Origin of the sequence: Bradyrhizobium nivariense, from assembly GCF_029846695.2 — a bacterium.
GTDB lineage: Bacteria > Pseudomonadota > Alphaproteobacteria > Rhizobiales > Xanthobacteraceae > Bradyrhizobium.
Genome location: NZ_JARWCR020000055.1, coordinates 37,794 through 62,304 on the forward strand (window position 1 = coordinate 37,794; position 24,511 = coordinate 62,304).

Here is a 24,511-nt window from a genome sequence, read left to right on the forward strand (position 1 = left end):
CTTCATTCGAGCGCAATATGTTGCGCCGTGATCACGGGTCCCCAGAGAGCTGCGTCGCTGCTCAGTTGGGAGTCGAGCAATTGCGGCGCGCCGGTATCGGCTTGCAATCCATCGGTTTCCAGCTGTTTTGCGATATCAGGCTTCTGCATCGCGGCGTTGGCTGCTGCATTCAGTCGTTCGATAACGTCGCGCGGCGTGCCGGCGGGCGCGTGCAGCGCGGTCCAGAACGATGCTGAAAGCTCTGAATAGCCCGACTCCGCGAATGTCGGAACATCGGGCTGGTTCGGCATGCGCTTGTCCGAGGAGACGGCGAGCAGGCGCAGCTGGCCCGATTTGACGTGCTCGATGACGGCGGCGGGCGTTGCGAAATTGAGATCGCATTCGCCCGACAGCATTTCCATGATCGACGCCGGATTGTTGCGATAGGCGACGTCGGTCACAGCGAACCCCATCGATTTTCCCATCATGATCCCGAACAGATGCGTGACGCTGCCGGGGCCGAGCGTGGCGTAGAACAGCGGTTTGTCGCGGCTCTTGGCGTAGGCAACGAAGCTCTTCACATCGGTGACCGGCATCTTTGCGTTCACGGTCAGCGACAGCGGACCGTTGCAAAGCATCGCAACGGATGCAAAATCCGCGAGCCTGTAGGGCAGGTTCTTGCGCAGCAGGACGTTCAGCGAGATCGGGCCAGTGCCGCCGGCGAGCAGGACGGTGCCGTCCTTGGGCGCGCGCGCCACATATTGCGATCCGACGATGCCGTTGGCGCCGGGCTTGTTGTCGACCAGAACCGGTTGATCGAGTGTCTCCGACATTCCCTTTGCGATCGAGCGCATCAGGCTGTCGATCGAGCCGCCGCTGGCATAGGGCACGATGATGAAGATGGTCTGCGACGAGCGCGCCCTCACGATCGCGGGCGCGGCAAACGGCGCGATGATGGCGCCGGCCATGAGGGTTGCGGCCTGACGCCGGCTGATTTCGGCCATGGCGATTTCTCCCGGTGAGTTTGTGGTCGGTTGGTCCAAATCTACGACCTGACCGATCGGTCAGTCAACAGGTCTATCGTCGCGGCTATTGCAAGCCGGCAACCCTGGTGTTATGAGCCAATCGACTGACCGATCGGTCAGGCGATAAAAGTCGTCGCCAACGTCGAAGACCACGACGTCAAGATCAAGCAAAGCCAGGAGGAAGCCATGTCCGATGACATCGTGACGCTCGAAGTATCCGACCATATCGCAATCGTGACGCTGAACCGTCCTCCGGTGAATGCGCTCAATCGCGCGATGCGCGACCGCATCGTCAGTGTGTTCGACGAGATCTCCGAGCGCAGCGACGTCCGCGTGGCGATCCTCACCGGCAACGGCAAGATCTTCTGCAGCGGCGCCGACCTCAAAGACCGTCCGGACCCGGCGAAGGTCGGCGCGTTCCATGACCATAACCGCATCACCCGCGAAACCGGAAACTGCATCCGCGAATGTTCCAAGCCCGTCATCGCCGCGATCAACGGCGTTGCATTGGGTGCCGGCCTCGGCCTGATGGCGTCGTGCGACATCTTCTACGCCTCCGAAGAAGCCGTGTTCGGCATGCCCGAGATCAATGTCGGCCTCGCCGGCGGTGCGGCGATGCTCAACACGCTGTTCGGGCGCTCGCTGATGCGGCGGATGTTCTTCACCGGCTACCGGGTGCCGGCCGGCGAGCTCTATCGCCTCGGCATCATCGAGGCCTGCACCAGCAAGGAGGATCTCATGCCCGAGGCGATGAAGATCGCGCGCGAGATCGCCGCCAAGAGTCCGATTGCGATCGAGTACGCCAAGAATGCGGCCAACATGGTCGAGCTGATGCCGCCGCGCGATGCCTATCGCTTCGAGCAGAACATCACCATGGCGCTGTCGAAGACCGAGGACGCCAAGGAAGCGCGCATGGCCTTCCTGGAGAAGCGCGCGCCGGTGTTCAAGGGACGCTGATCATGCGGCCGGGAGAGGGTCTCGACGCGTTGATGTCGCCGCGCTCGATCGCGATCGTCGGCGCATCTCAGGAGCCGACCAAGATCGGTGGTCGGCCAGTCGATCTGCTGCGCCGCTACGGCTATGCGGGCCGGATCTATCCGGTCAATCCGAAGGCCGCGGTGGTCCAGGGTCTTCAGGCCTACGCGTCTGTGGCTGAATTGCCCGAAGCTCCTGATCTGGCCATCATCGCGGTCGACGCCGAGAGGGCGGCCGAAGCGGTGGAGCAATGCGCTGCGCGCGGCGTTCGCAGCGTCGTTGTGTTCTCCTCCGGTTTCGCCGAACTCGGCGAGCAGGGGCGCGCGATGCAGGATCGATTGCAAACGGCGGCGCGCCGGACCGGCATGCGTCTGTTGGGACCGAATTGTCTCGGCGCGGTCAGTATCGCCGAACGCGCCATCGCCACGTTCTCGATCGTGCTCGAGCACAGCATGCCGACGGCCGGCTCGCTCGGCATCGTCTCGCAAAGCGGCAATCTTGGCAGCTACACCATGCGCATGGCGAGTGATCGCGGCGCCGGCATCAGCCGCTTCATGACCACCGGCAACGAGTGCGACATCGACATTGCCGACGGTATCGCGTGGATGGCCCGTGATCCTGCTACGAAAGTCATCCTGTGCTGCTTCGAGGCTTGCCGCGATGCCGGTCGGCTCATCGCCGCGCTGACCGAGGCGCGCGATGCCGGAAAGCCGGTCATTGCGCTGAAGGTCGGCACATCGGAGGCGGGGCAGGCTGCGGCGGCGTCGCACACCGGGGCCATGGCGGGATCGGACGCCGTGTTTGATGCGCTGCTCGCGCGTTACGGCGCAGTTCGGGTGCGCAGCATCGAGGAATTGATCGATCTCGGTCATGCGGCCTCCATCCTCTTACCGGATCGGTTGCCGAAGGGGCCGCGCCTTGCGGTCGTGACGGCATCGGGCGGCTTTGGCGTGTTGCTCGCCGATGCGGCGCAGGCCGTCGGGCTGTCGCTGCCGGAGCTGAGCGAAGCGACGCAGCGCGCGATCCTCGAGCTCGTGCCGTTTGCGTCAGCGCGCAATCCGGTCGATGCCACCGCGCAGATGTCCAGCCGACCCGATATGCTGCAGAAGATCCTGTCGGCGGTCGTGGCTGACGACCGCTCCGACGTGATCGTGCTGCCGCTGCCGTTCTCGCTGCACATGCCACGCCTGCGCTCGGTCTATATGGAGACCTTGCGCACCATCCGCGCGCAGTATCCCGATCGGCCCGTCATTCTGTGTGTCGAGGGCCCGCCGGATGCGCTCGCTGAATTACATCTCTTGGGCTATCCGACGATTGCGAGCTTTGACGGCTGCTGCGCCATCATTGCGGCGCTGGCGCGATTGCAGGCGTTGGCGACCGCGCCAAGGGAACCAAGCCAGCCTGCCATTGCAAAGGCTTCGCCGCTGGCCGCCGACGCGTTCCGGCATGAGCCCGGCGCCAAGCGAGCGCTGGCGGACGCCGGTATCCCCGTGCTTGGCGAGCGGCTGGTGTCGGACGCCGATGCTGCGGCGCGAGCCGCGCGCGAAATCGGCTTTCCCGTGGTGTTGAAGATCGCCTCGCCCGATCTGCCGCACAAGACGGAGGTCGGCGGCGTTGCTGTTGGCCTTCGCTCCGAGGAGGAGGTGCGGCAGGCCCATACCCAGATGCTGGCGGGTGTTACCACGAAGGCGCCGCGCGCGGTGATCGATGGCGTGATCGTCGCCCCGATGGCGCGGGGCCTGTCCGAGCTGATCCTCGGCAGCCGGATCGATCCGGTGTTCGGACCGGTCATCATGGTCGGCCTTGGCGGCATCTTTGCGGAGATCGTCCGGGATACCGCCGTGCAGATGGCGCCTGTGAACGAGACGCAGGCCATAGCGATGCTGAAATCGCTCAAGGCGTTCGCTGTCCTCGACGGGGCGCGCGGACGGCAGCGCACCGATCTCAAGGCCGCGGCGAACGCGATCGCTGCTCTGTCGCGCTTCGCTGTTGCACACGCGGACACGGTGTCGGAAATCGACATCAATCCACTGCTGCTGAAGGCGGAAGGCGAGGGCGCTATCGCACTCGACGCACTGCTCGTGCCGCACGGCGGCCCACCAACGCATCACCAGTGAGACGTCGATCAACAAGAACCGCGAAGTCGGCTCAATGATTGTAGGGAGGAATCCATGACGAAGCTCAATACCCGTCTTCTCAACATCGCCGTGATGTTGGGCGCTCTGTTGGTCCTGGCGATGCCGCTGCGTGCGCAAGGCGTCTCCGGCGACGTAATCAAGATCGGCATCATGAACGACCAGAACGGCCCGTATGCCGACAATTGCGGCCCCGGTTCAGTGGCCGCAGCGAGACTTGCGGTCAGCGATTTCGGCGGCACCGTCAATGGCAAGAAGATCGAGCTCGTCGTCGCCGACGACCAGAACAAGCCCGATATCGGCGTCGCGGTCGCGCTGCGCTGGCTCGACAATGAGGGCGTCGACACCATCGTCGGCTGCTCGGCCTCCTCGATCGCGCTTGGCGTGCAGGACATCATGAAGGCGCGGAAGAAGCCTTACATGCTGGCAGGGACGGCCGGTTCGTTCTTCACCAACGACAAATGCTCGCCCATGACCACGCAATGGATGGTGGACACCTATGCACAGCCAAAGGCCACGGTGAAGGCCTTGCTGGCCCAGGGCGTCGACACCTGGTTCTTCCTCACCGTCGACTACGCGTTCGGCAAGGGTTGGCAGGCTGACGCCACGAACTTCATCAAGGCCGGTGGCGGCAAGGTGGTCGGCTCGGTGCTGCATCCCCTCAACTCGTCGGACTTCTCCTCCTTCCTGCTGACGGCGCAGGCGAGCGGCGCCAAGGCGATCGCGCTCGCCAATTCGGGAGCGGACTTCGGCAACGCCATCAAGCAGGCGCATGAATTCGGACTGTCGCCGAAGCAATTGCTCGTGCCGCTGGGACTGATGATCAACCAGGCGCACGGCATCGGGCTGCGCGACCTGGAGAATGTGCGGCTGACCACGCCGTTCTATTGGGACCTCAATCCCGAAACGCGCGCATTTTCCAAGCGCTTTGGCGAGGCGTTTAACGGCCAGATCCTGAACGAGGCCAAGTCCGCCACCTACAGTGCCATCACGCATTATCTCAAGGCCGTCGCGGCAACAGGTACCGATGACGGGGACGTTGTGATGAAGCAGATGAAGAACACGCCGATCAACGATTTCGAGATGAAGGATGTCGGCATCCGCGCCGACGGGCAGGTGATGCGTCCGCTCTACGTCGCCCGCATCAAGACGCCGGCCGAGTCCAAATACACCTACGACTATTACGAGATCACGGGAACCATCCCCGCCGAGGAGGCATGGCGGCCGGCCTCGGAGAGCGTGTGCGATCTGCTCAAGTCGCAATGAGCAGGTGATCATGGGGCGACCCGGCCGATATTCGGCCGGTGTCGGTCCCTGCAGAGTAAGTTAAAGCGGGATGTCGACGATGACAGTGATTGAAATAGCGCCGCCTGAAGCTGCCACGACCGGTGAGCTATCCGGCGAGGCGTATCGGGTCGCCGTGCGTCGCTGGCTGCGGGCGAATCTGCCGGCGAGCTTTCGCAGCGATGACGCAGCATTCGCATCGCCGACCTTGTCGCAATCGATTGCCTGGGAAGCGGCGATGTATCGCGCCGGGCTTGCCGGCATCACCTGGCCGAAGGCCTATGGCGGCCACGGCCGGACCTTGCGCGAGCACCTGATCGCAAACCAGGAGATCGGCACGCTCGCGATGCCGGAGAGCGTCAATTCGATCGGCAAGGAGCTCGCCGGCCCGATCATTCTCGCCGTCGGCACCGAGGAGCAGAAGCACCGCTTTCTCCCCGCCATCCTCGAGATGCGGGATGTCTGGTGTCAGGGCTTTTCCGAGCCGGAAGCGGGCTCGGACCTCGCGGGCCTGCGAACGCGCGCCACGCGCGATGGCGACACTTGGCGGATCAACGGTCAGAAGATCTGGACCAGCGGGGCCTACCGCGCCCAGCGCTGCCTGGTTCTGGCGCGAACCGGACCGCTGGAAGATCGACATCGCGGCCTTGCCATGTTTGCGGTGCGGCTCGATGCCAAGGGCGTGCGGGTGCGGCCGATCAAGTCGATCGACGGACGCGAGAGTTTTTGCGAGGTCTTTTTCGACGACGTCGAGGTGCTGCAATCCGACGCGCTCGGCGCACCCGATGAAGGCTGGAATGCCGCGATCCGCGTGCTCGAGATCGAGCGGGCGACCAACCGCATGTACCGGTCCTGGCGCTTCGAGAACGAGCTTCGCCACCTGATCTCGGCCTGCAAGAGCGATCCCGTGCTGGCGCAACTGGTCACTGAGCGCCACTACGAGGTCAGGCTCGGTGAGGTCGTGGTGGATATCGAGGTGCTGAAGGCACATGTCGAGACTGCGGTGGACGCGCTCGCGAACGGCGACAAGATCGGTGCGCGAGGCAGCCTGGCAAAGCTGCATTGGAGCGAGGCGCACCAGCGCTTTGCCGCGCTCGCGCTCGAACTGCTGTCGCAGGCATCGCTGCCGCAGCTCACAGCCGTGCAACTGGCGCGCCGTCGCTTCGAGGCGATCTATCTGCAGGCGCGCGCCGAAACCATCTATGCCGGCACGACCGAAATTCAGCTCGGCATTATCGCCGACAGGATCCTGCAGCTTTCGAAAGGCAAGTGATGACATTGAGCGGCGAAGGATTGCAGCCAAGCGAGTTCGCCGTCACCGCGTCACGCGCGGTTGCGGACTGCGCGGCATTGGGTTTGCGGGAGCAGGCAAGGCATTTGGCCAATGACGGCCTGCTCGGGGTGATAGCATCGCAGGGCGTCGGCGGGTTGGATTTGCCGCTGGCCTTTGCGGTGCCCGTGGTCGCGGCCGCCGGCTCGGGCCTGCTCGGCTTTCCTCTGATGGAAGCGCTGCTGCTCGGTCGTGCGTTGCATGAATCGTTGCCGCGCGCGGCTGAAGCCGTCGTGACTGGCGAGATGCTGGCGACGATCGCTTGGCAGGGCAGCGTCAGTGCTGAGCGTGAAGGCGAATCGATTGTGCTCAACGGCTGGGTTGCGCGCGCGGCGTGCGCCGGTGAGGCCGATAACCTGCTGGTGCGGATCGGCGCCGGCGCGGCGGCGCTGGTTCCGACGGATCGCGATGGTGTAATCATCGAGGACGCGAGCGGCCTGGATTTGACCGTGCCGGAACACAGCGTCCGCTTGCAGGGTGTCACCATTCCGGCGGCCAGCGTTCTGCCCGAGGGCACTTGGAATCTCCTGTGCTCGGACGCCAACGTGCTGCGCGCGGCCGCTATTTTGGGGTCTGCCGAAGCATGCCTGACGCTCGCACATGAACATGCCTCGACACGCCGCCAGTTTGGCCGTGCGCTGTCCTATAATCAGGCGATACGGCATGCCTTGGCCCGACAGAAACTCGGGCTCGAGGGCATCCGGCACGCCATCACGCGCAGCGTGAGCGACGTGGCTGGCCCGCTCCAGCGCGACGCGGCGTTTCTCGCCGCGGGTGTCTATGGCAGCGCCATCAGCGAAGGCGCGTTGCAGATCCATGGCGGCATGGGCTTCACGTGGGACGTGCCGGTGCACCGGCACTTGCGCCGTGTCCGCGCTTTGCAGGCGCAGGGAGAAGCCAGCGCGACCTTGGCCGCGCTCGGTCGCCGTTACATCGATGCAATTGCGCCAGTCGCCGCTGCCGCAGTGTCAGGATAAAGAAGGGAAACCGCCATGACCGAAACGAAAGACAGAGCCCTCGCAGGTCAGGTTGCGATCGTCACAGGTGCCGGGAACGGGATCGGTCGGGCGACCGCCATGCTGCTGGCGTCGCGGGGCGCCATCGTCGGCATCAATGATCTGAAGCCTGAATTCGTCAATGCGACGGTGGATGCGATCAAGGCGGCCGGCGGGAACGCGGTCGCGATCACGCAGGACGTCTCAAGCCGCGACGGAATGCGCGCGGCGGTTCTCGGCCATGCGGAGCGGCAGGGTCGGCTCGATATCCTCGTCAACAATGCGGCCTGGGTCCGCTACCAGTCGGTGCCCGACATTGCGCCCGAGACCGTGGATCGCATGCTCAATATCGGCTTCAAGGCGATCATCTGGGGCATTCAGGCCGCGGCCGAGGCCATGGACGCCGAGCGTGGCGGCGCGATCATTAATGTCGCATCCGTCGCCGGTTTGATCTCGGCCAAGAACAGCATCGTCTATAGCGGCATCAAGGCGGGCGTCATGGGCATTACGCGCGCGGCGGCGGCGGAGCTTGGCGAACGCAACATTAGGGTGAATGCGGTGGCGCCCTCGGCGATTCCGACCGAAGGCACGATGCGAAACCGCAATGCCGAACTCGACGCGCGCCGGATCGCACGCACGCCGTTGGGGCGGCTCGGCACGGTGGACGATATCGCCAGGGCGATCGCTTTTCTCGCTGGCGACGATAGCGGATTCATATCGGCGCAGGTGCTGACGGTCGACGGCGGGATTGCCGTCACCAACATCGCCTAGCGCCAAGCGACGCAGGTGCATCGCGGGGACTGGCTGTGACGCAAGCGGAACGGGAAGTCGGACTGAGCGGACGTGTCGTCCTGATCACGGGGGCGGCTGCCGGAATCGGTTGGGCGGCCGCGCGGCGCTTTGCAGCTCAGGGCGCCCGGGTGCTGATCGCCGACATCGATGCCGACAAGGCCGCAATCCGCGCCCGCGAGCTTGGGGCAGCGCACGGCTTCTTCGGCGTGGACATGGCGCAGCCGGAGCAGGTCGCCGAGATGGTGCGCTATTGCGTTGGTCGGCTCGGTGGCATCGATGTGCTCGTCAACAATGCAGGCTGTACCGACACGGATGGGGTTGGTGTGGTGGACCAGCCGGTGTCCGTCTTTGAAAATCTCGTGGCGGTCAATTTGCGCGGCAGCCTTGTCGCCGCGGAGCAGGCGGCAGCGGCGATGCGGCGCTCCGGCGGAGGCGCCATTGTCAATATCGCGTCGGGGGCGGCGTTGCGGCCGGTGCCGTTTCGAAACGGCTACAGCGCCTCCAAGGCGGGCGTGCTCGCGATGACGCGGCATCATGCCTGCGCTTGGGCGCGCGATGGAATAAGGGTCAACGCGGTTGCGCCGGGCTATACCCGCACCGAACTCGTCGAAGCGCTGATCGCGCGCGGCCGCATCGACCCGGTCGCCGTGGCTCGAAGAATTCCACTCGGTCGCATGGCGGCGCCCGAGGAAATTGCCGCGACAATCGCATTTCTGGCCTTGCCGCGCGTATCGTCCATCACAGGCGCCACCTTTCTCGTTGATGGTGGATCGCACGTCGCCGGTCATAGCGTTGTGCGAGAAGCCAACGGCAACGCGGGGCCGTCTGGGCGGCCGACCTACATTGTCGTCGGTGCCTGCTGTTCGCTCGGCCAGGCGATGACCCGAAGATTCTCCGATGAAGATGCAACGGTCGTGGTGCTCGATCCTGGCGGCCACGAATTGGCGGCGCTTGCCGCAGCAGGAGCCGAATGCCACGCGCTCCCGATCGACATTTCGGACGAGCCCGCCATGGCGGAGGCGATCGTCAGCATTGCGCGCCGGTTCGGGCGCGTCGATGGAGTGGTGAATGCGGTTGGCGCGGATGCCGTAGCCGCTGCCGGTGGCGCACTCGCCGTCCATCTGACGGGAGCACTTCGCGTCGCGAAGGCGGTTGGACCCGTCCTGCAGCGACAGGGCTTTGGCACGCTGCTCAACCTGACATCGATCGGGGGGGAGGTCGCATTCGGTCACGATGTCGAGATCGCAGCTAGCACTGCGGCGGTCGCGATGCTCACGCGCACACTGGCGTGTGAATGGGGCGGGCATGGCATTCGCGTCAATGCCATCGCCGCGGGACCGATCGAGGGAACGGCGTCGAGCGCCATTGGCCGGATGCCGCTAGGGCGCGCAGTATCCGTGCAGGATATCGCCGAGACGGCGGCGTTTCTGCTCAGCCGGGACGCCGCCTATGTCACCGGCAGCGTCATCGCAGTCGACGGTGGGCTCAGCGTCTATGCGGGCCCCGATCGCGCCGTTGCAGGAGACCTCTCATGACTCTCACGGCCGAAGAGCAGGACCTGAAGGAAGCTTTCATTCGTGCCCGCGGTTACTGGCGGCCCTGGACGGAGGGCTTGCTGCGGCTCGACCCGGGCTTTCTTGCAACCTATGCCCGCTATGGCGGCTATCCCGCCGAAACCGGTCCGCTGTCGCGCAAGATGTGTGAACTGATCTATGTCGCGCTGGATGGATCGGCGACGCATCTGTTTCGTTCGGGACTTGCCTTGCACATGCAGCTGGCGCTCGAGCAAGGCGCGTCCGCGCAGGAGATCGTCGACGTGTTGCGGCTCGCCACGGCGCAGGGGCTGGAGGGCTGTTACGTCGGCGTCGACATCCTCGCTGAAGAGCTGGTGATGGCGGGGCTCGATTCGGACCAAGCGGGGCTCTCGAACGAGCAGCAAGCGCTTCGTGACGCCTATGTCGCCCAATTCGGCGACTGGCCGGACTTCTGTGACCTGTGGCTGCGCGCCGATCCCGGTTACTTCGCTGCGATGCTCGATTTGTTGGCGGTGGGGCGTCAGGCCGGCGGTCTCGACGAACGATCGGGCTGCCTGATCACGCTCGCCTTGAACGGATGCTTCACGGCGCTCAATCCGCACGGGCTTCGCTTGCAGATCAGGCGAGCGCTGCGGCTTGGGATCGATCGGTGCGAAATTCTCCAGGTTCTTCAGATGACGGCCCATCTGGGCGTACATGCCTGCGCCATGGGCGTGCCGCTCCTGATGGATGCGATTGGTCAGGCGACGAGCAAGTCGCCGGCTGTCGGCGCGTAGAAAACACAAGCGGGAGGACGAAGATGACCGGGCCGATCATCCGCGACCAGCGCGCCTTCGCTTCGGGTGCATTGTTTCTCGCCTTTGCAGTGTTCTTCTTTGTGACTGCGCTGAACTATCCGGCGGGCACCGCGGCGCGGATGGGGCCGGGCTATTTCCCCCGGCTACTTGCGATCGTGCTCGCGGCCATCGGGCTGGTCGTGATGCTGGGCGCCGTGAGGCGGACCGCCGAACGACAGGCCTTGCAGAGTTGGGACATGAAGGGCCTCGCCTGGGTCGCGGGTTCGGTTGCGCTGTTTGCACTTCTGTTGTTTCCACTCGGCCTCGTGGGCGCGCTCTTCGTCCTGATCATGGTGTCGAGCAAGGCCAGTCCCGAGTTCACCTGGAAGGGCGCGCTGGCGAACGCGGCCATCCTGATTGCGCTGTGCCTCGCGGTGTTCGTCTATGGCCTTGGGCTGCAACTGCCGGTGTGGCCGGCGCTGTTCAATTGAAGGCGGAGCCTGATGGATCTCTTTCATAATCTGGCGCTCGGCTTCTCCACCGCGGCGCAGCCGGCCAATCTGCTCTACGCCTTCTTCGGATGTCTGCTGGGCACGCTGATCGGGGTACTGCCGGGCCTTGGTCCGCTCGCCACCATCGCGATGCTGCTGCCCATCACTTATGCGCTGCCGCCGGACGCGGCGCTGATCATGCTGGCGGGCATCTATTACGGCGCGCAATATGGCGGCTCGACCACGGCTATCGTGGTCAATCTGCCCGGCGAGTCATCGTCTGTCGTCACCACGATCGACGGTTATCAGATGGCGAAGCAGGGCCGCGCCGGCGTGGCGCTCTCGACGGCTGCCATCGGTTCGTTCTTCGCGGGCTGCGTGGCGACCCTGGCGCTTGCCGCGCTGGCCGGGCCGCTTACGGCGGCCGCGCTGCTATTTGGTCCCAAGGAATTCTTCGCCCTGATGATCCTCGGCCTGATCCTGGCGTCGGTGCTATCGAGCGGTCCCTTTATCGAAGGCATCGGGATGGTCGTGCTCGGCATGCTTCTGAGTCTTGTTGGCACCGACCTCAGCACGGGAACGCAGCGCTTTGCCTTCGGCGTTCCGCAGCTGTTCGATGGGCTGGATTTCGTGCCGCTGGCGATGGGCATCTTCGGCTTTGCCGAGATCGTGAAGAACCTCGAGCAGGAAGACAAGCTGTCGCTGGTGACGCAGAAGATCGCCAATCTGTTTCCGACGCGGGAGGATTTCCGGCGCATGATTCCGGCCATTCTGCGTGGCACCGCTCTCGGCACGCTGCTCGGCGTGCTGCCGGGGGGCGGCGCGGTGCTATCGTCGTTCGCCTCCTACACGCTGGAGAAGAAGCTGTCGAAGTACCCCGAGCAGTTCGGCAAGGGCGCGATCGAAGGCGTCGCCGGTCCGGAATCGGCCAACAATGCGGGAGCCCAGACCTCCTTCATTCCGCTGTTGACACTCGGCGTGCCCTCGAACGTCGTGATGGCGCTGATGGTCGGCGCCATGAACATTCACAACATCCAGCCCGGTCCGCAAGTCATGACCAAGAACCCGACCTTGTTCTGGGGCCTGATCGCCTCGATGTGGGTCGGCAATCTGATGCTGCTGATCCTCAATCTTCCCTTGGTCGGATTGTGGGTGAAGCTGCTCACCATTCCCTATCGTTACCTGTTTCCGGCGATCATGGTGTTCTGCTCGATCGGCGTCTATTCGATCAACAGCGGGACCTTCGAGGTCTATGAGGCCGCCCTGTTCTGCGTGTTCGGCTATCTGCTGATCAAGCTGCAGCTGCCGGCCGCGCCACTGTTGCTGGGATTAGTGCTCGGGCCCGCCATCGAGGAGAATTTCCGCCGTGCGATGGTGCTCTCGCGCGGCGATGCGACCGTGTTTTTGACATCGCCATTGTCGGCCGCGCTGCTGGCCGCAGCCGCGATCGCGGTCATCCTGATCATGCTGCCCACGGTCCGCACGCGGCGGGAGGAGGCGTTACAGGAGTGAAAGCGTCGCGCGTCGGCTGGGCTGATACAAAATCAAGCGCTGGTATCGGCCGGCCGACCGAACGCGTCGTTTGCTTTGACCGCTCTGGCGGCCTGTTGCAGAACGCTGAGGTAGTGATTGGCGTTCTGCTTGATCCGCTCGGCAATGCCACCGAGCCCCAAGGCAACGGGTTGATTCTGAATCATGAACGGCAGCAGCACGCAAATCGTGGCTCCGCCCAGCATGGGCACGTTCTCCGCGGAGCAGTAGCCCTTGCCGCGGATCTGGCGAATGCGCTTCATCATGTCCGGGAGTTTGACCCTGTCGGACGCGTTGGGTGTGGCGATGTTGGCGCGGCGAACGATGCTGTCGACCTTCTCGTCGGACATCGTCGACATCAGGAGCCAGCCGAGGGCGGACTGCGTCAGTGGCCTCAACGTTCCCTCATCGACATGAAAGCGGAGCGCATGGATCGACTGTACGATCTTGACGTACTGCAGATACACATCGTTCGTGGTGCCGATCGCAACGGTTTCACCCGTCGCGGCGTGGACGTCGTGCATCGCCTCGAGCACGCGGCTATCGCCAAACAGGGATTTCGGGACCCAGTCGCCCAGCGAAGTCACCTTCGGTGTCGGGAAATAGACCCGCGCCCGGCGGTCGAAGTTCAGGTAGCCGAGGCCGACCAGCGTCTTGAGCAGAACCGTGGTGCTGGACGGCGGATAGCCGAGCGCCAGGCCGATCTCGGACATCGCGCACGGCCGCCGCACGCGCATGAAGAACTCGAGGATTTCGATGGCGCGCAAGGCCGATTTGACCGTAGATCCGGCCGCGGAAATCGAGGCGGATGTCGTCAGGCGCGCCGGCAATTGGCTTCCCTTCGTGCCGCTCCCTAGTCGCAGCAAATTCACGAATGTGAAATTCGGCTTCACATATGAACTCTTGTTGGTTGCTCCCACTGCACATGAGATGGTCGCTGTCGTCAAGGGAGTGACCGATGCACTGAGCGCATCGGACCGGAGTTTGGACGGGCTCTGATATGACCATGTCTCAAGAGAAGATCACCGAGCTGCTCGACAGAGAGGCGATCCGCGATTGCATCTACCGCTATTGCCGCGGGGTCGATCGGGCGGATGAGGCCTCGCTTCGTGGCGCGTACTGGCCGGATGCAATGGACCAGCACGGTCCCTATTCGGGGCCGGTCGAAGGCTTCTTCCAATGGGCGAACGGAATCTTCGACAGCGGAGCCCGTAACGTCCACATGGTCGGCAACATCCTGATCGAATTCACCGCGCCCAACGAGGCCGTTGTCGAAACCTACTTTCTTGCGTTGCAGCGCGGGCCGGCAAGAGACGACAAAGTTCGTCAATTTCTGATCGCTGGTCGCTATTGCGATGTCTTCCAGCAGCGCGACGGCGAATGGCGGGTGTTCCGGCGCGTGCTCGCCTACGATTGGGTGGACGAGCAGGTCGCTGCAACCGAACCCGAAGCGGTGCGCTTTGGTCCGCGGCTGCCATTGGGCGGACGCTTTCCCGACGACCCCATCTACGATCTTCTCCGCGCCCGCTAGCGGACGCCATCCTCAACGAACCAAACACGAAACCGAGGGAACGCCGACATGAACAGCGCTGATGCCAGCGGACAACGGCTGGACGTCGTCATCGTCGGTGCCGGATTCGGCGGTCTCTACGCCGTCTACAAATTCCGCGAAATGGGTCTCAAGATCGCGGCCTTCGAGGCCGGCGGTGACGTTGGCGGCGTGTGGTACTGGAACCGCTATCCTGGGGCGCGGGTCGACCTTCCGAGCATCGACTACAGCTATTCCTTCTCACCCGAGGTCGAGCAGGAGTGGACCTGGTCGGAAGAGTTTGCATCGCAGCCGGAGCTGCTGGCCTATTTCAATTTCGTGGCGGACCGCCTCGACTTGCGCAAGCACTATCAGTTCAACACCCGCATCATGAGCGCGGTCTGGGATGAGACCCGCAGGCTCTGGAAGGTCACGACGGATCGCGGCGAGACGGTTGAGGCGACTTATTGCGTGATGGCGACCGGTCCGCTTTCGATTCCCAGAGATCCCGAAATTCCCGGCATCGACGCCTACGAGGGCCAGCTCCTGCGCGCCGGCAAATGGCCGCACCATCCAGTCAGCTTCGCCGGCAAGCGCGTGGGCGTGATCGGCACGGGATCGACCGGCATCCAGATCGTGCAGGAGGTCGGTCGGCAGGCGCGTGAGCTGTTCGTTTTCCAGCGCACGCCGAGCTTTACCATGCCCATGCGCAACCAGAAGCTCGATCCCGACTACGTCGCGGAGGTCAAGCGCCACTACGCCGGCATTCGTGAAGCGGCGCGGAACAGCCCGAACGGCGGCGTGCGTCCATGGACGACGCGTGCCTTTTTCAGCATCACCCCGTCGCGCCGTCGCGAACTGCTCGAGGATGCCTGGAAATCCGGCGGACTGACGATGCTCGGCACCTTCACCGACCTCTTGAGCAACGAAGAGGCCAACGAGCACGTTGCCGAGTTCGTGCGCGGCAAGATCAACGACGTGGTCAAGGATTCCGCCACCGCCGAGAAGCTGAAGCCGCGCGACTACCCCATCTTCGCCCGTCGTCCGTGCCTGGACACTGGCTACTATGAAACGTTCAACCAGCCGAACGTTCAGCTGATGGACTGCATCACAGATCCGATCGTGGAGATCACGAAGCATGGCGTGCGCTCGCAGTCCGGCGAGACCGCACTCGACATGCTCATCTTTGCGACCGGCTATGACGGGCTGACAGGTGCGCTGACGGCCTTCGACGTCGTCGGCCGCAACGGCCGGACCGTCAAGGAGAAGTGGAGGGCGGGAGCGCGGTCCTATCTCGGCCTCATGATGGAGGGATTTCCGAATCTCTTCATGACCACCGGGCCGAACGGTCCCGCGGCGCTCGCCAACGTCGTCAGGATCAGCGAGAACGACGTCGATTGGATTGCGCATGCGATCACGCATATGGCCAAGCATGGCCTCGACACCATCGAGCCGACCAAGCAGGCTGAAGACGACTGGATGGAGCTCGTTTTCAGGCTCGCACAGCGCTCGTTGCTGTCCAAGGCGAAGACCTGGTACGTCGGCACCAACGTCAAGGACAAGGCTCAGGGACTGACGTTGTTCACCGGCGGTTTCCCCAAATATCGGGAGTATTGTGCCGCCGCAATCCAGGCAGGCTACCGCGACTTCGTCTTCGAACGCAGGCGAACGCCGGTCGCAGCTTGACGGTCGCAACCGAGTGAGACGCCACGTCTAGGATGGCGGATGGCATCCTGGGAGGGTGCCGTCGGACAGAAAAGTGATCGCTCCATTTCCAAAGGCCACGATCAGCGAATCTCGTTATCGGTGGCTGCGAGCCCCCGAACTTGGTAGTGTCACGCCTTGCTGCTATTTGACGTCCTTCGATGACGCTTCCTTAAGTTAGTTCGAACTAGCCCATGATGGATTAGACCGATTGATCAGCCAGCATAGAAGCGTCGAATGTTCAACGCGGCGAAGTCCAGATTGATCGTTGTGCGACCTGTCGGCCTACACTTCTGTTGGATGCGATCCGTTGGTTGTACATGCGCATCTTTCGGCGCGGAAGCACCTCGAACTCCAAAATGCTGAACCAGCCCTAGAATGACGCGAACGATAGCGGGGGATGCGCCACACCAAGCGCACTCGCGGTTGGGGTTTTCGCTGTAAGCCATTGATCTGCAATGATCGGATATTGGCCCAGTTGGAAAAATTCGCTTGAGAAATCAATACCGGTAGTATGTCTCTTAATCAGCGGGTCCCAGGTTCGAGCCCTGGTGCGCCCACCAAATCAATAGCTTAGCGAGAACAACCGTTTGAGAAGCTGATTTTTCAAACGGTGCTTGTGCGCGACATTCCTCACTCGCCTGAGCTTCCTGTTGCTTGGCCTCACCGAGAGTTCGTATTTCTGCGGCAGGCGACCGCGCTTTCCCCTGAGCCGGCAGGAAAGGACGAACTGAACCGCCCCGGGTTTGCCGGAGGCCATTTGGTTTAAGTTATGCCGCCATGGCCGGTTGTTCCAGCATGGCGTAGTAGCGTTGCTCGGCTTCGGCCGGCGGGATGTTGCCGATGGGCTCCAGGAGCCGCCGGTTGTTGAACCAGTCCACCCATTCCAGCGTCGCGAACTCGACGGCCTCGAAGCGGCGCCATGGTCCGCGCCGATGGATCACCTCGGCCTTGTAGAGACCGTTGATGGTTTCGGCGAGAGCGTTGTCATGGAATCTCCGACGCTGCCGACAGAAGGCTCGACGCCAGCTTCAGCCAGGCGTTCGGTGTATTTGATAGAGACGTATTGGCTGCCCCTATCGCTATGATGCACGAGCCCGCCGCGATGGACCGGTCGGCGATCGTGCAGGGCCTGCTCCAGCGCATCGAGCACGAAGCCCGCATGCGCTGTACGCGAGGCCCGCCAGCCGACGATCCTGCGGGCATAGGCATCGATGACAAAGGCGACATAGACGAATCCGGTCCAGATCGCGACATAGGTGAAGTCGGAGAGCCAGAGGACGTTCGGTCTTGGTGCCCTGAACTGGCGGTTGACGTGATCCAGCGGGCATGGCGCCGCCTTGTCGCTGATCGTGGTCTTGACGGATTTGCCGCGGATGACCCCTTGCAAACCCATGTCCCGCATCAGTCGCGACACCGTGGAACGGACAACATCGAAGCCTTCGCGCTTGAGCTTCCGCCAGACCTTGCGCGCGCCGTAGACGGAGAAGTTTTGATCGAAGACGCGCCGAACCTCGATCTTCAACGCGGCGTTCTGCCTGGCGCGCGCCGGCAGCTTGGCCGGATCGCGCCGTTTGGCCACATGGGCGTGGTAGGTCGAGGGGGCGATCGGCAAGACCTTGCAGATCGGCTCGACCCCATGCGCCCCACGATGATCGTCGATGAAGGCGATCATGGCTTGGACCGGCGGTCGAGCTCCCCTCGCCCGACAGGCGAATGCCTTCATTCGCCGAAAGGGGCCATCGCAAAATAGGCGCTTGCCTTGCGCAGGATCTCGTTGGCCTGCCGAAGCTCGCGGTTCTCCCGTTCGAGCGCCTTCAGCCTCTCGGCCGTGTCGGTCGGAACGCCGGCCCGCTGCCCGCTGTCGACCTCGGCCTTCTTGACCCAGTCATGCAGCGTCTGCGGCGTGCAGCCGATCTTGGCCGCGATTGACGTCACTGCCGCCCAGCGCGACGGGTGCTCGCTGGCGTGATCCAGAACCATCCGAACCGCTCGGGTCCGGACCTCGGGTGAAAACTTGTTCGTCGTCTTGCTCGTCATGGCTCCATCCTCTCAGGAGTTGGAGCCTCCGGCAAACCCGGGGCGGTTCACTTCCAGGTGTAGTCTTCAGCTTTGGGGCGAGGTTGCAGGCAATCAGGTTGAGGAGGAAGTCGGCGGCGACGCGAGCGGGGCCTCGGTGTTTCGTCATTGCTCGCCTCGTGTTAGACTTCACCTGCCCGATCAGGGAGAACAGCCATGACCGCCGAGTTCGATGAAGACCGCTTCAATATGGCTATCCGTAAATTTCTGAAGCATGTCGGAGTTACATCGCAGCGTGAAATTGAGAACCTAGTGCGTAGCGGGGAGGTGAAGGGTGGCAAGCTCAAACTGCGAATGACCCTGTCCGCTGAGGGGACGCCGCTGAAACATGTGGTCGAGGAAACAGTCGCGCTCTGACGATTGTCCCGGCTGTGGGAAGTCATGGCCCTGATCCTCACGAAGGCTATCATTGCGGTCGCCGGCCGAACGTCGCCTTCGGGTCAAAGGACTAAACCGCTCTCGCGGTAGGACGCGGCGGCTGGCAGCACAGCCAAGACGATAGCGCAACGGGACGTCCTGTCCTGAGATGAGGGGTTCGCAACCTTCACTCAAGACAGGAGCATCCCCATGACCGACGAGGCCATGAGCCCATTGCGGCGGCGCATGATCGAAGACATGACGATCCGCAAGTTAGCGCCAAAGACCCAGCAAGGCTACATCCGCACGATCAGGGATTTTACTGCGTTCCTTGGCCGCTCGCCCGATACGGCAAGCTTCGAGGACGTCCGACGCTTTCAATTGCATCTGGCGGCGAACGGCGCGCACATCCCGGTTCTCAATCACACCGTGGCCGCGTTGCGTTTTTTCTTTAAGGTCACGCTCAGGCGCACCGACATCATCGAGCACACGACGTTCCTCCACGAGCCCCGCAAGCTGCCGGTCGTGCTCAGTCCGGAGGAGGTGGCGCGGCTGCTCGATGCTGCGCCGGGGCTCAAGTACAAGGCGGCGCTGAGCGTGGCCTATGGTGCGGGCCTGCGCGCCGCCGAAGTGATCTCGCTCAAGATCGGCGACATCGACAGCAAGCGCATGGTGATCCGCGTCGAACAAGGCAAAGGCCGCAAAGACCGCTACGTGATGCTGTCTCCGCATCTGCTCGAACTGCTACGGACCTGGTGGCGGGCGGCACGACCGCAAGGCTGGCTGTTTCCAGGGCGTGACCGCGTGCAGCCAATGACGACGCGCCAGCTCAATCGCGCCTGCCATGCCGCGGCCCAGACGGCCGAGATCGACAAGCGCGTGTCGCTCCACACCTTAAGGCACAGCTTTGCCACCCACCTGCTCGAGCAGAACATCGATATCAGGGTGATCCAGGTGCTGCTCGGGCACGCCAAGCTCGACACCACGGCGCTCTATACGCGCGTCGCCACCAAGACGATCCAGCAAGTCATGAGCCCGCTGGAGCATATCGCCCGCAGGATCGAAAGGGTCGAACCGCCCGCTTAAGCGCGGCTCGCGTGCCGCGTCTATCGCTGGAGGTCGCGGACATTTTCCGCGGCCACGGCCCGGCATGGCGCCAAGCCAACGCCGGCCATGTCAGCCTCGGCCAACTCAAGGTGATGTCGGCGATCGAGAACTGCCGCACGGCGGCGCTCGGCGGCCATGTCGCGCGCTGCGAGAATTGTGCGCACAGCCAGATCTCGTACAACTCCTGCCGCAACCGGCATTGCCCGAAGTGCCAGGGGGCCATAGCGAAGGAATGGCTGGCGGCGCGCGAGGCCGACCTGTTACCGGTGCCGTACTATCACGTCGTGTTCACACTGCCGGCGGCCATCGCCGATATCGCCTACCAGAACAAGGCCGTCATCTACGATCTGCTGTTCAAGGCCTCGGCCGAGACCCTGATCGCGATCGCGGCCGACCCAAAGCACCTCGGCGCCCGCGTCGGCATCACATCGGTTCTCCATACCTGGGGCTCGGCGCTCACCCATCATCCGCACGTTCACATGATCGTGCCGGGCGGCGGCATCTCACGGGACGGCGAACGCTGGGTGGCATGCCGGCCCGGCTTCTTCTTGCCGGTGCGCGTGCTCTCGCGCCTGTTTCGCCGGCTGTTCCTGGAGAAGCTCATCGCGGCCCACAGAGCCGGCCAACTGAAGTTCTTCGGCGATCATGCCGCTCTCGCCGACGCGCCGGCGTTCGCAGCGTATCTGGCACCGCTGCGCCGAGCCGAATGGGTGGTCTACGCCAAGCGCCCGTTCGGCGGACCACAGGCCGTGCTGGCCTACCTGTCGCGCTATACCCACCGCGTCGCCATTGCCAACAGCCGGCTGATCGCCTGCGACCGCAGCCGCGTCACCTTCCGCTGGAAAGATTATCGCGCCGAGGGGCGTGACCGTCAGAAGCTCATGACACTCGCCGCCGCCGAGTTCATCCGGCGATTCCTGATCCACGTCCTGCCGCAAGGCTTCCACCGCATCCGCCACTATGGCCTGCTCGCCAGCGGCACGCGCGCCGACAACATCGCACGCGCGCGTGAGCTGCTCGCCGTTGCAAAACCCGAACGCCAGCCCACCGCTGTCGCCGCCGATCAAACCAAGCCGAACTGTCCGTGCTGCGGCGGTCGCATGGTCATCATTGAGGTCTTCGAGCGCGGTACAACGCCATGGCATCGGCCGACAGGTCCAACAACCGTCATCAGGATCGACACCTCATGACCGCATCACAATCCCGCAAAATTGCTCGTCGCGCTCGCTGCCTCTCGGCCGGCCACGGCACAGCACGCTCAAATATCCAGCCGTCGTCGCAAATCGTCCGGCACTTCACCGCGATCGACCCGATCCACCGCTCATGCATCAGCCCCTTCACCGTCGGTCACTTTGCTGGATCGCCTCGACTCCAATCACACACCTCATCCGCGGCACTCAAATCCCCATAGCTCACGCCGCGCCACCCTCGTGCCCCACCCGCGGTTTCCTTGTATGGGGCTTTTTTTGTCAAGGAGTTTGCCAGAGCGTCAAATCTTTTGTCCTTCGTCAGTTTCTTTGTTCGATCTCAAAGCCCGTTTCTTCGTCCCGACCCGCAGTTCGCTGACGTCGTCGCGCGCAGGAGCTGTCAAGGTTGGCCGCCGCGCCAACGTTGCGGCATGCTCCGAGCTTGCCAGGCCACACCTTGACAGCTTCGAGCACGACGGCACGCTTGGTGCGATCGGGATGACGATTAGAGGGGAGCCCGCTTTCGGGCGCGGATCAGTCGCGCCACAACCTTGTATTCGGTGGGTCCGAGGACCCGAACCACGATGCAGTCATACGCATCGGCAGCGAAGCTCCGAAGCGGCGGACCCATTCTCCCTTTCGGCATTGAATGCCAAGGAAACACGTCGGGACTCCGCCACCTCGAACCGTCATCGGCGACCCGTCACCAGCGGACGGACCGGGCCGAAACTGTTGGGTTCTTCAGTGACCTCCGTACATTAAGCCGGCCGCAGAACGACGCCGTCCGGCACCACGCCCTCCCGCACGAAACGCCACAGGGCGATCAGTAGCTTGCGCGCCAAGGCCACGATCATGGTCTTGCGGGTGCCGCGGGCGCTCTCGGTGCGGGCTCGAAACCACTGCGCCAAGGTGCTGTCCTTCTGGAACATGAGAAATCGCCACGCCAATTGGATCATGCCTCGTCGAACGCGAGCGTTGCCAGAACGGGCCAGCCCTTTCTCCCGGCGTCTTCTGCCGCTTTCGTCGGGCGAGCCCGTGAGGCCGGCATAACGCGCTACGGCCCGTCGGTCGCGCATGCTTCGCGACAGTACCTCCTGCACCAACATGTCGGCCGTCTCGACACCAACCCCGATCACCCGCGCCAACAGGCGCACCATTGCGTGGGGTCCATCACTGGGCGCTTGCTTGAGACGCTCCAGGCGAGCGTCCTCTATCTGCCTTATCTGATCACTGACGAGCCGCCGGCGCACCATGTCGCGACGCAGTTCAGCCAGGGTGTTGGGCGGGATCGGCTCGCCCTCGGGGGTGCGCAAGCCGTCAAGGCGTTCGGCGGCCTTCTTCAGCTTGGGATTGAAGCCGCGGATGCCGAGCCGGATCAGCGCTGCTTTCATTCGGTTGACGATCCGACTTTGCTCTCCGACGAGGCTCTCCTGCTCACGGTTGGGCCGCTTGGCATCCTCGTCCTTGGTTGTCGGGATCGCCACCATCTTGCAGTGATCACGCTCGCCGCGCAGCCAGCCGAGAAAGGCGCGTTTGAGCAGCTCGGTGTCGAGCCGATCGGTCTTGGCGCGCCGGTGCTCGCGTGATACCGCCACACTCGATGCGTGAATGACGTGGGCCTCAATGTCGCGTGCACTGAGCCAGCGCGCCAGCCAGAAGCCATCACGGCCGGCCTCGAAAGCGACAGCGATGCGTTTGATCCGATGCCCTGCCTTCGCCGCTTCCTCTCGCCATCGATGCAGCAACTTCAGCAATGCGCTCTCGTCGACCGCGAGCTTCTTCAACGGCTGGCGCTCGACGCCAGGCACGATGCCGGCGACGAGCCAGCTCGACAGGCTAAGCTCGATAACGGCAATCAGTGTGCCGTCCGGATCAAGCGGGTTCAGGGATCGGCTAAGATCATTCAATTTCTGCATGGGGCGCTCCATCGGTTCATATCAGCAACAATGGATGCAATATCCTCGCCGCCGCCCCATAGCATCTCCCTTGGAGGTTTGCGGACGCCGGCCCCGCTGGGCGCGGCGCCACCGTCATGGGGCCGGCATCCGAAAACCTTCACATGAGCCGACATCGCTCCAATCAAGCGGCGATACTTGTCAGGCCCCTTAGCGGCCGTAGGGGAAGCAGCGGTTGCGATCGAGTGTGAGACCGAAATGCGCTCCCAGTGCAGCGATGGCCGCGTCCTGCTGAGGATAAGGATCGGCATTGGATGCGGCAACGATGATGATCCGGAACCCGCCGCGATCCTTGCCACCCGGTGGTAGCATCGCTGTAGTCAGTGCATTGCCCTCCCTGTCGCGCAGCGTGAGGAAAAGCGGCATCTCTCGCTGTACATGGGCCTCGAGGCCGATGTCGCGCTCGATCGCGTTGGGCCGCTCCGGACGCCAGGACTGGACTGACTTCTCCCGCTCGCGGCGGAAATATTTCTCGACTGTGTGGCCCATCAGGCGCGACTCATGCACCGCTTCACCTTCCGTCTCGATACGGAACCAGGTCTTACCCTTCGGCGCGTCGCAAACATACTGCATTTCGCCCGTCCTGCGATCGCCGCAATTCTAGGGCGGCGGGCCTGCAAAGCCAATATGAGACTCGCTCCCGTGTATACCGCTGCACGATCGTATAATCGGAAGTTCGGCTGCAACACCGCGCGACTATTGCCTGAGAGGCGATGGTAGAGCTCCGATCTGATGAAGCTTCGCAAAGCGGTCCGGTACGCCCAGCCTAGTAAGTCTGTTCACTGCAACGTCCACTCCGGGTGTCAATCTCTACAAAATTCGGAGTGAGCACAACCAGTCCGCTTCGCCTCCAAAACTCACCGTCAAAGGCGGACGGCGCCGTCGGCAGTGATGGGCCTGAAGCTGACCTCGACCAACGCCGGGCCGACCGTCGCGCGTCGGGAGCATCGCCAACGTTAACCCTGTCTGCAAATGATCCGTACGTGGGCCGGCAGCCACCGACAAATTGCCTCATTGGAACGGAGAACTTTCACCAGCACTAACTCGGGATAGAGGCGCATCATGCTGAGAATGGTGTTGTTGGGCTTCCTCATCCTGTTGGGTGTAGGAGTACTGTCAGCAATGGAGCTCAGAACTCCACCGCGCAGTGCAGTAGCGATCGTCCAGCCGCTTAACGAGCCAAACGTAGACATTTCCGATTCACATGACGCGCTGGCGAAGGCTGATCGCCTTGAAGTTGCCGCTGTGAGCCGCGAGACGCCAGAACAGGCTGTTTTGATCGACGAAGGCATTGCTCGGCCGGAAGACATCAGTATCGGTTCTGAAGACATCAGCATCGGTTCTTCGGAGCCTCCGAGGCCGATCGCCCGTCATCGGCACAATCCCAAATCGAAGAAGGTCACGACCCCTGCACGTCCCAAGTTGGAGCCAAAGGCAACCGTTATCAAGCGAACCACCATTTCCCAGCGTTCAAAGGCCGCCAGCGAAACCGAGCCCTGTCGGCTCAAGGCGTTTGGTGGCTTGCGTAAGGCTTTGAATTCAGCCGACTGCGAAATCTGAGGGCCCCTATGAAACGGCAGATCGAAGTCGAACAATCTGTGTTCGTGGTCCGCTGTGGGTCCAGGCTGTGTAAAAACGCGGCTCCGCATCACCTCCATGCAACGAAGGCGGCCGTCGGTGTCGCTATTGAGTTCGCTGCCCGCGCCTCACGCCCGCATGGCTGCCAGCAATGGCTCGACGCCGAGGA

The 24,511-nt window shown here is 63.3% G+C and carries 21 protein-coding genes, 1 pseudogene and 1 other annotated feature; of the genes and pseudogenes, 17 read left to right on the plus strand and 5 right to left on the minus strand.

Going from position 1 to position 24,511, the window contains the following annotated elements; translation table 11 throughout:
• Positions 1-2: 2 nt before the first annotated feature.
• Entirely contained in the window at positions 3-983 is a 981-nt protein-coding gene (locus QCM77_RS32920; RefSeq protein ID WP_279686255.1) for a tripartite tricarboxylate transporter substrate binding protein, read from the minus strand.
• 207 nt (positions 984-1,190) lie between these two features.
• On the opposite strand from QCM77_RS32920, the gene QCM77_RS32925 reads away from it, so the two are divergent.
• The 10 genes from QCM77_RS32925 (at position 1,191) to QCM77_RS32970 (ending at position 12,829) form a co-directional block, all read left to right on the plus strand.
• Complete coding sequence (locus tag QCM77_RS32925) at positions 1,191-1,961, plus strand: enoyl-CoA hydratase/isomerase family protein (RefSeq protein ID WP_279664020.1); 771 nt, start codon at positions 1,191-1,193, stop codon at positions 1,959-1,961.
• A 2-nt stretch (positions 1,962-1,963) separates the two neighbouring features.
• Positions 1,964-4,096: an acetate--CoA ligase family protein gene (locus QCM77_RS32930; protein ID WP_279686256.1), complete on the plus strand. Its 2,133-nt coding sequence runs from the start codon at positions 1,964-1,966 to the stop codon at positions 4,094-4,096.
• Positions 4,097-4,150: 54 nt separating this feature from the next.
• Positions 4,151-5,380 (plus strand): ABC transporter substrate-binding protein, encoded by a 1,230-nt coding sequence (locus tag QCM77_RS32935; RefSeq protein WP_279686257.1) that lies wholly within the window; start codon positions 4,151-4,153, stop codon positions 5,378-5,380.
• 79 nt (positions 5,381-5,459) lie between these two features.
• Positions 5,460-6,671: an acyl-CoA dehydrogenase gene (locus tag QCM77_RS32940; RefSeq protein ID WP_279686258.1), complete on the plus strand. Its 1,212-nt coding sequence runs from the start codon at positions 5,460-5,462 to the stop codon at positions 6,669-6,671.
• Entirely contained in the window at positions 6,671-7,705 is a 1,035-nt protein-coding gene (locus QCM77_RS32945; protein ID WP_279686259.1) for an acyl-CoA dehydrogenase family protein, read from the plus strand. The genes QCM77_RS32940 and QCM77_RS32945 overlap by 1 nt, the downstream gene beginning before the upstream one ends.
• A 15-nt stretch (positions 7,706-7,720) precedes the next feature.
• On the plus strand, positions 7,721-8,494 hold the full coding sequence (locus tag QCM77_RS32950) for an SDR family NAD(P)-dependent oxidoreductase (protein ID WP_279686260.1): 774 nt from the start codon (positions 7,721-7,723) through the stop codon (positions 8,492-8,494).
• 35 nt (positions 8,495-8,529) lie between these two features.
• A complete protein-coding gene (locus QCM77_RS32955; RefSeq protein ID WP_279686261.1) occupies positions 8,530-10,050 on the plus strand; it encodes an SDR family oxidoreductase in 1,521 nt (506 codons plus the stop codon).
• Entirely contained in the window at positions 10,047-10,826 is a 780-nt protein-coding gene (locus QCM77_RS32960) for a carboxymuconolactone decarboxylase family protein (protein WP_279686262.1), read from the plus strand. Before QCM77_RS32955 ends, QCM77_RS32960 begins: the two co-directional genes overlap by 4 nt.
• Positions 10,827-10,849: 23 nt before the next feature.
• A complete protein-coding gene (locus QCM77_RS32965; protein ID WP_279686263.1) occupies positions 10,850-11,317 on the plus strand; it encodes a tripartite tricarboxylate transporter TctB family protein in 468 nt (155 codons plus the stop codon).
• 12 nt (positions 11,318-11,329) lie between these two features.
• The gene (locus QCM77_RS32970; RefSeq protein ID WP_279686264.1) at positions 11,330-12,829 is read left to right on the plus strand and encodes a tripartite tricarboxylate transporter permease; all 1,500 of its coding nucleotides are present in this window, start codon (positions 11,330-11,332) and stop codon (positions 12,827-12,829) included.
• Between the two features lie 32 nt (positions 12,830-12,861).
• On the opposite strand, the gene QCM77_RS32975 is transcribed toward QCM77_RS32970, so the two are convergent.
• The gene (locus tag QCM77_RS32975; protein WP_279686265.1) at positions 12,862-13,614 is read right to left on the minus strand and encodes an IclR family transcriptional regulator; all 753 of its coding nucleotides are present in this window, start codon (positions 13,612-13,614) and stop codon (positions 12,862-12,864) included.
• Between QCM77_RS32975 and QCM77_RS32980 the strand changes: the two genes are divergently transcribed.
• Genes QCM77_RS32980 through QCM77_RS32990 form a run of 3 tightly spaced genes read left to right on the plus strand, consistent with a single transcriptional unit; the run spans position 13,604 to position 16,061 of the window.
• Positions 13,604-13,846: a hypothetical protein gene (locus tag QCM77_RS32980; RefSeq protein WP_279686266.1), complete on the plus strand. Its 243-nt coding sequence runs from the start codon at positions 13,604-13,606 to the stop codon at positions 13,844-13,846. The genes QCM77_RS32975 and QCM77_RS32980 overlap by 11 nt on opposite strands.
• A gap of 1 nt (position 13,847) precedes the next feature.
• On the plus strand, positions 13,848-14,378 hold the full coding sequence (locus QCM77_RS32985; protein WP_347882408.1) for a nuclear transport factor 2 family protein: 531 nt from the start codon (positions 13,848-13,850) through the stop codon (positions 14,376-14,378).
• A 48-nt stretch (positions 14,379-14,426) separates the two neighbouring features.
• Entirely contained in the window at positions 14,427-16,061 is a 1,635-nt protein-coding gene (locus QCM77_RS32990; protein ID WP_279686267.1) for a flavin-containing monooxygenase, read from the plus strand.
• Positions 16,062-16,849: 788 nt separating this feature from the next.
• On the opposite strand, the pseudogene QCM77_RS32995 reads toward QCM77_RS32990, so the two are convergent.
• Positions 16,850-18,119 (minus strand): annotated as a pseudogene (locus QCM77_RS32995) (IS3 family transposase).
• Positions 17,680-17,794 (minus strand) — a sequence feature (AL1L pseudoknot). Its footprint overlaps the pseudogene before it by 115 nt.
• A 195-nt stretch (positions 18,120-18,314) precedes the next feature.
• Between QCM77_RS32995 and QCM77_RS33000 the strand changes: the two are divergent.
• The 3 genes from QCM77_RS33000 (at position 18,315) to QCM77_RS33010 (ending at position 20,812) form a co-directional block, all read left to right on the plus strand.
• Positions 18,315-18,515 (plus strand): DUF6494 family protein, encoded by a 201-nt coding sequence (locus QCM77_RS33000; RefSeq protein ID WP_027548237.1) that lies wholly within the window; start codon positions 18,315-18,317, stop codon positions 18,513-18,515.
• 210 nt (positions 18,516-18,725) lie between these two features.
• Complete coding sequence (locus QCM77_RS33005) at positions 18,726-19,601, plus strand: tyrosine-type recombinase/integrase (protein WP_279686268.1); 876 nt, start codon at positions 18,726-18,728, stop codon at positions 19,599-19,601.
• Positions 19,602-19,612: 11 nt separating this feature from the next.
• Entirely contained in the window at positions 19,613-20,812 is a 1,200-nt protein-coding gene (locus QCM77_RS33010) for an IS91 family transposase (RefSeq protein ID WP_279686269.1), read from the plus strand.
• 755 nt (positions 20,813-21,567) lie between these two features.
• Here the strand turns inward: QCM77_RS33010 and QCM77_RS33015 are convergent.
• Both QCM77_RS33015 and QCM77_RS33020 read right to left on the minus strand, forming a co-directional pair.
• On the minus strand, positions 21,568-22,725 hold the full coding sequence (locus QCM77_RS33015; RefSeq protein WP_279669026.1) for an IS110 family RNA-guided transposase: 1,158 nt from the start codon (positions 22,723-22,725) through the stop codon (positions 21,568-21,570).
• 189 nt (positions 22,726-22,914) lie between these two features.
• Positions 22,915-23,337 (minus strand): hypothetical protein, encoded by a 423-nt coding sequence (locus QCM77_RS33020; RefSeq protein WP_279686270.1) that lies wholly within the window; start codon positions 23,335-23,337, stop codon positions 22,915-22,917.
• Positions 23,338-23,826: 489 nt separating this feature from the next.
• Here QCM77_RS33020 and QCM77_RS33025 point away from each other — a divergent pair, with 489 nt between their 5' ends.
• Positions 23,827-24,324, plus strand: coding sequence for a hypothetical protein (locus QCM77_RS33025; protein ID WP_279686271.1), 498 nt, complete (start codon positions 23,827-23,829; stop codon positions 24,322-24,324).
• Positions 24,325-24,511: the final 187 nt, after the last annotated feature.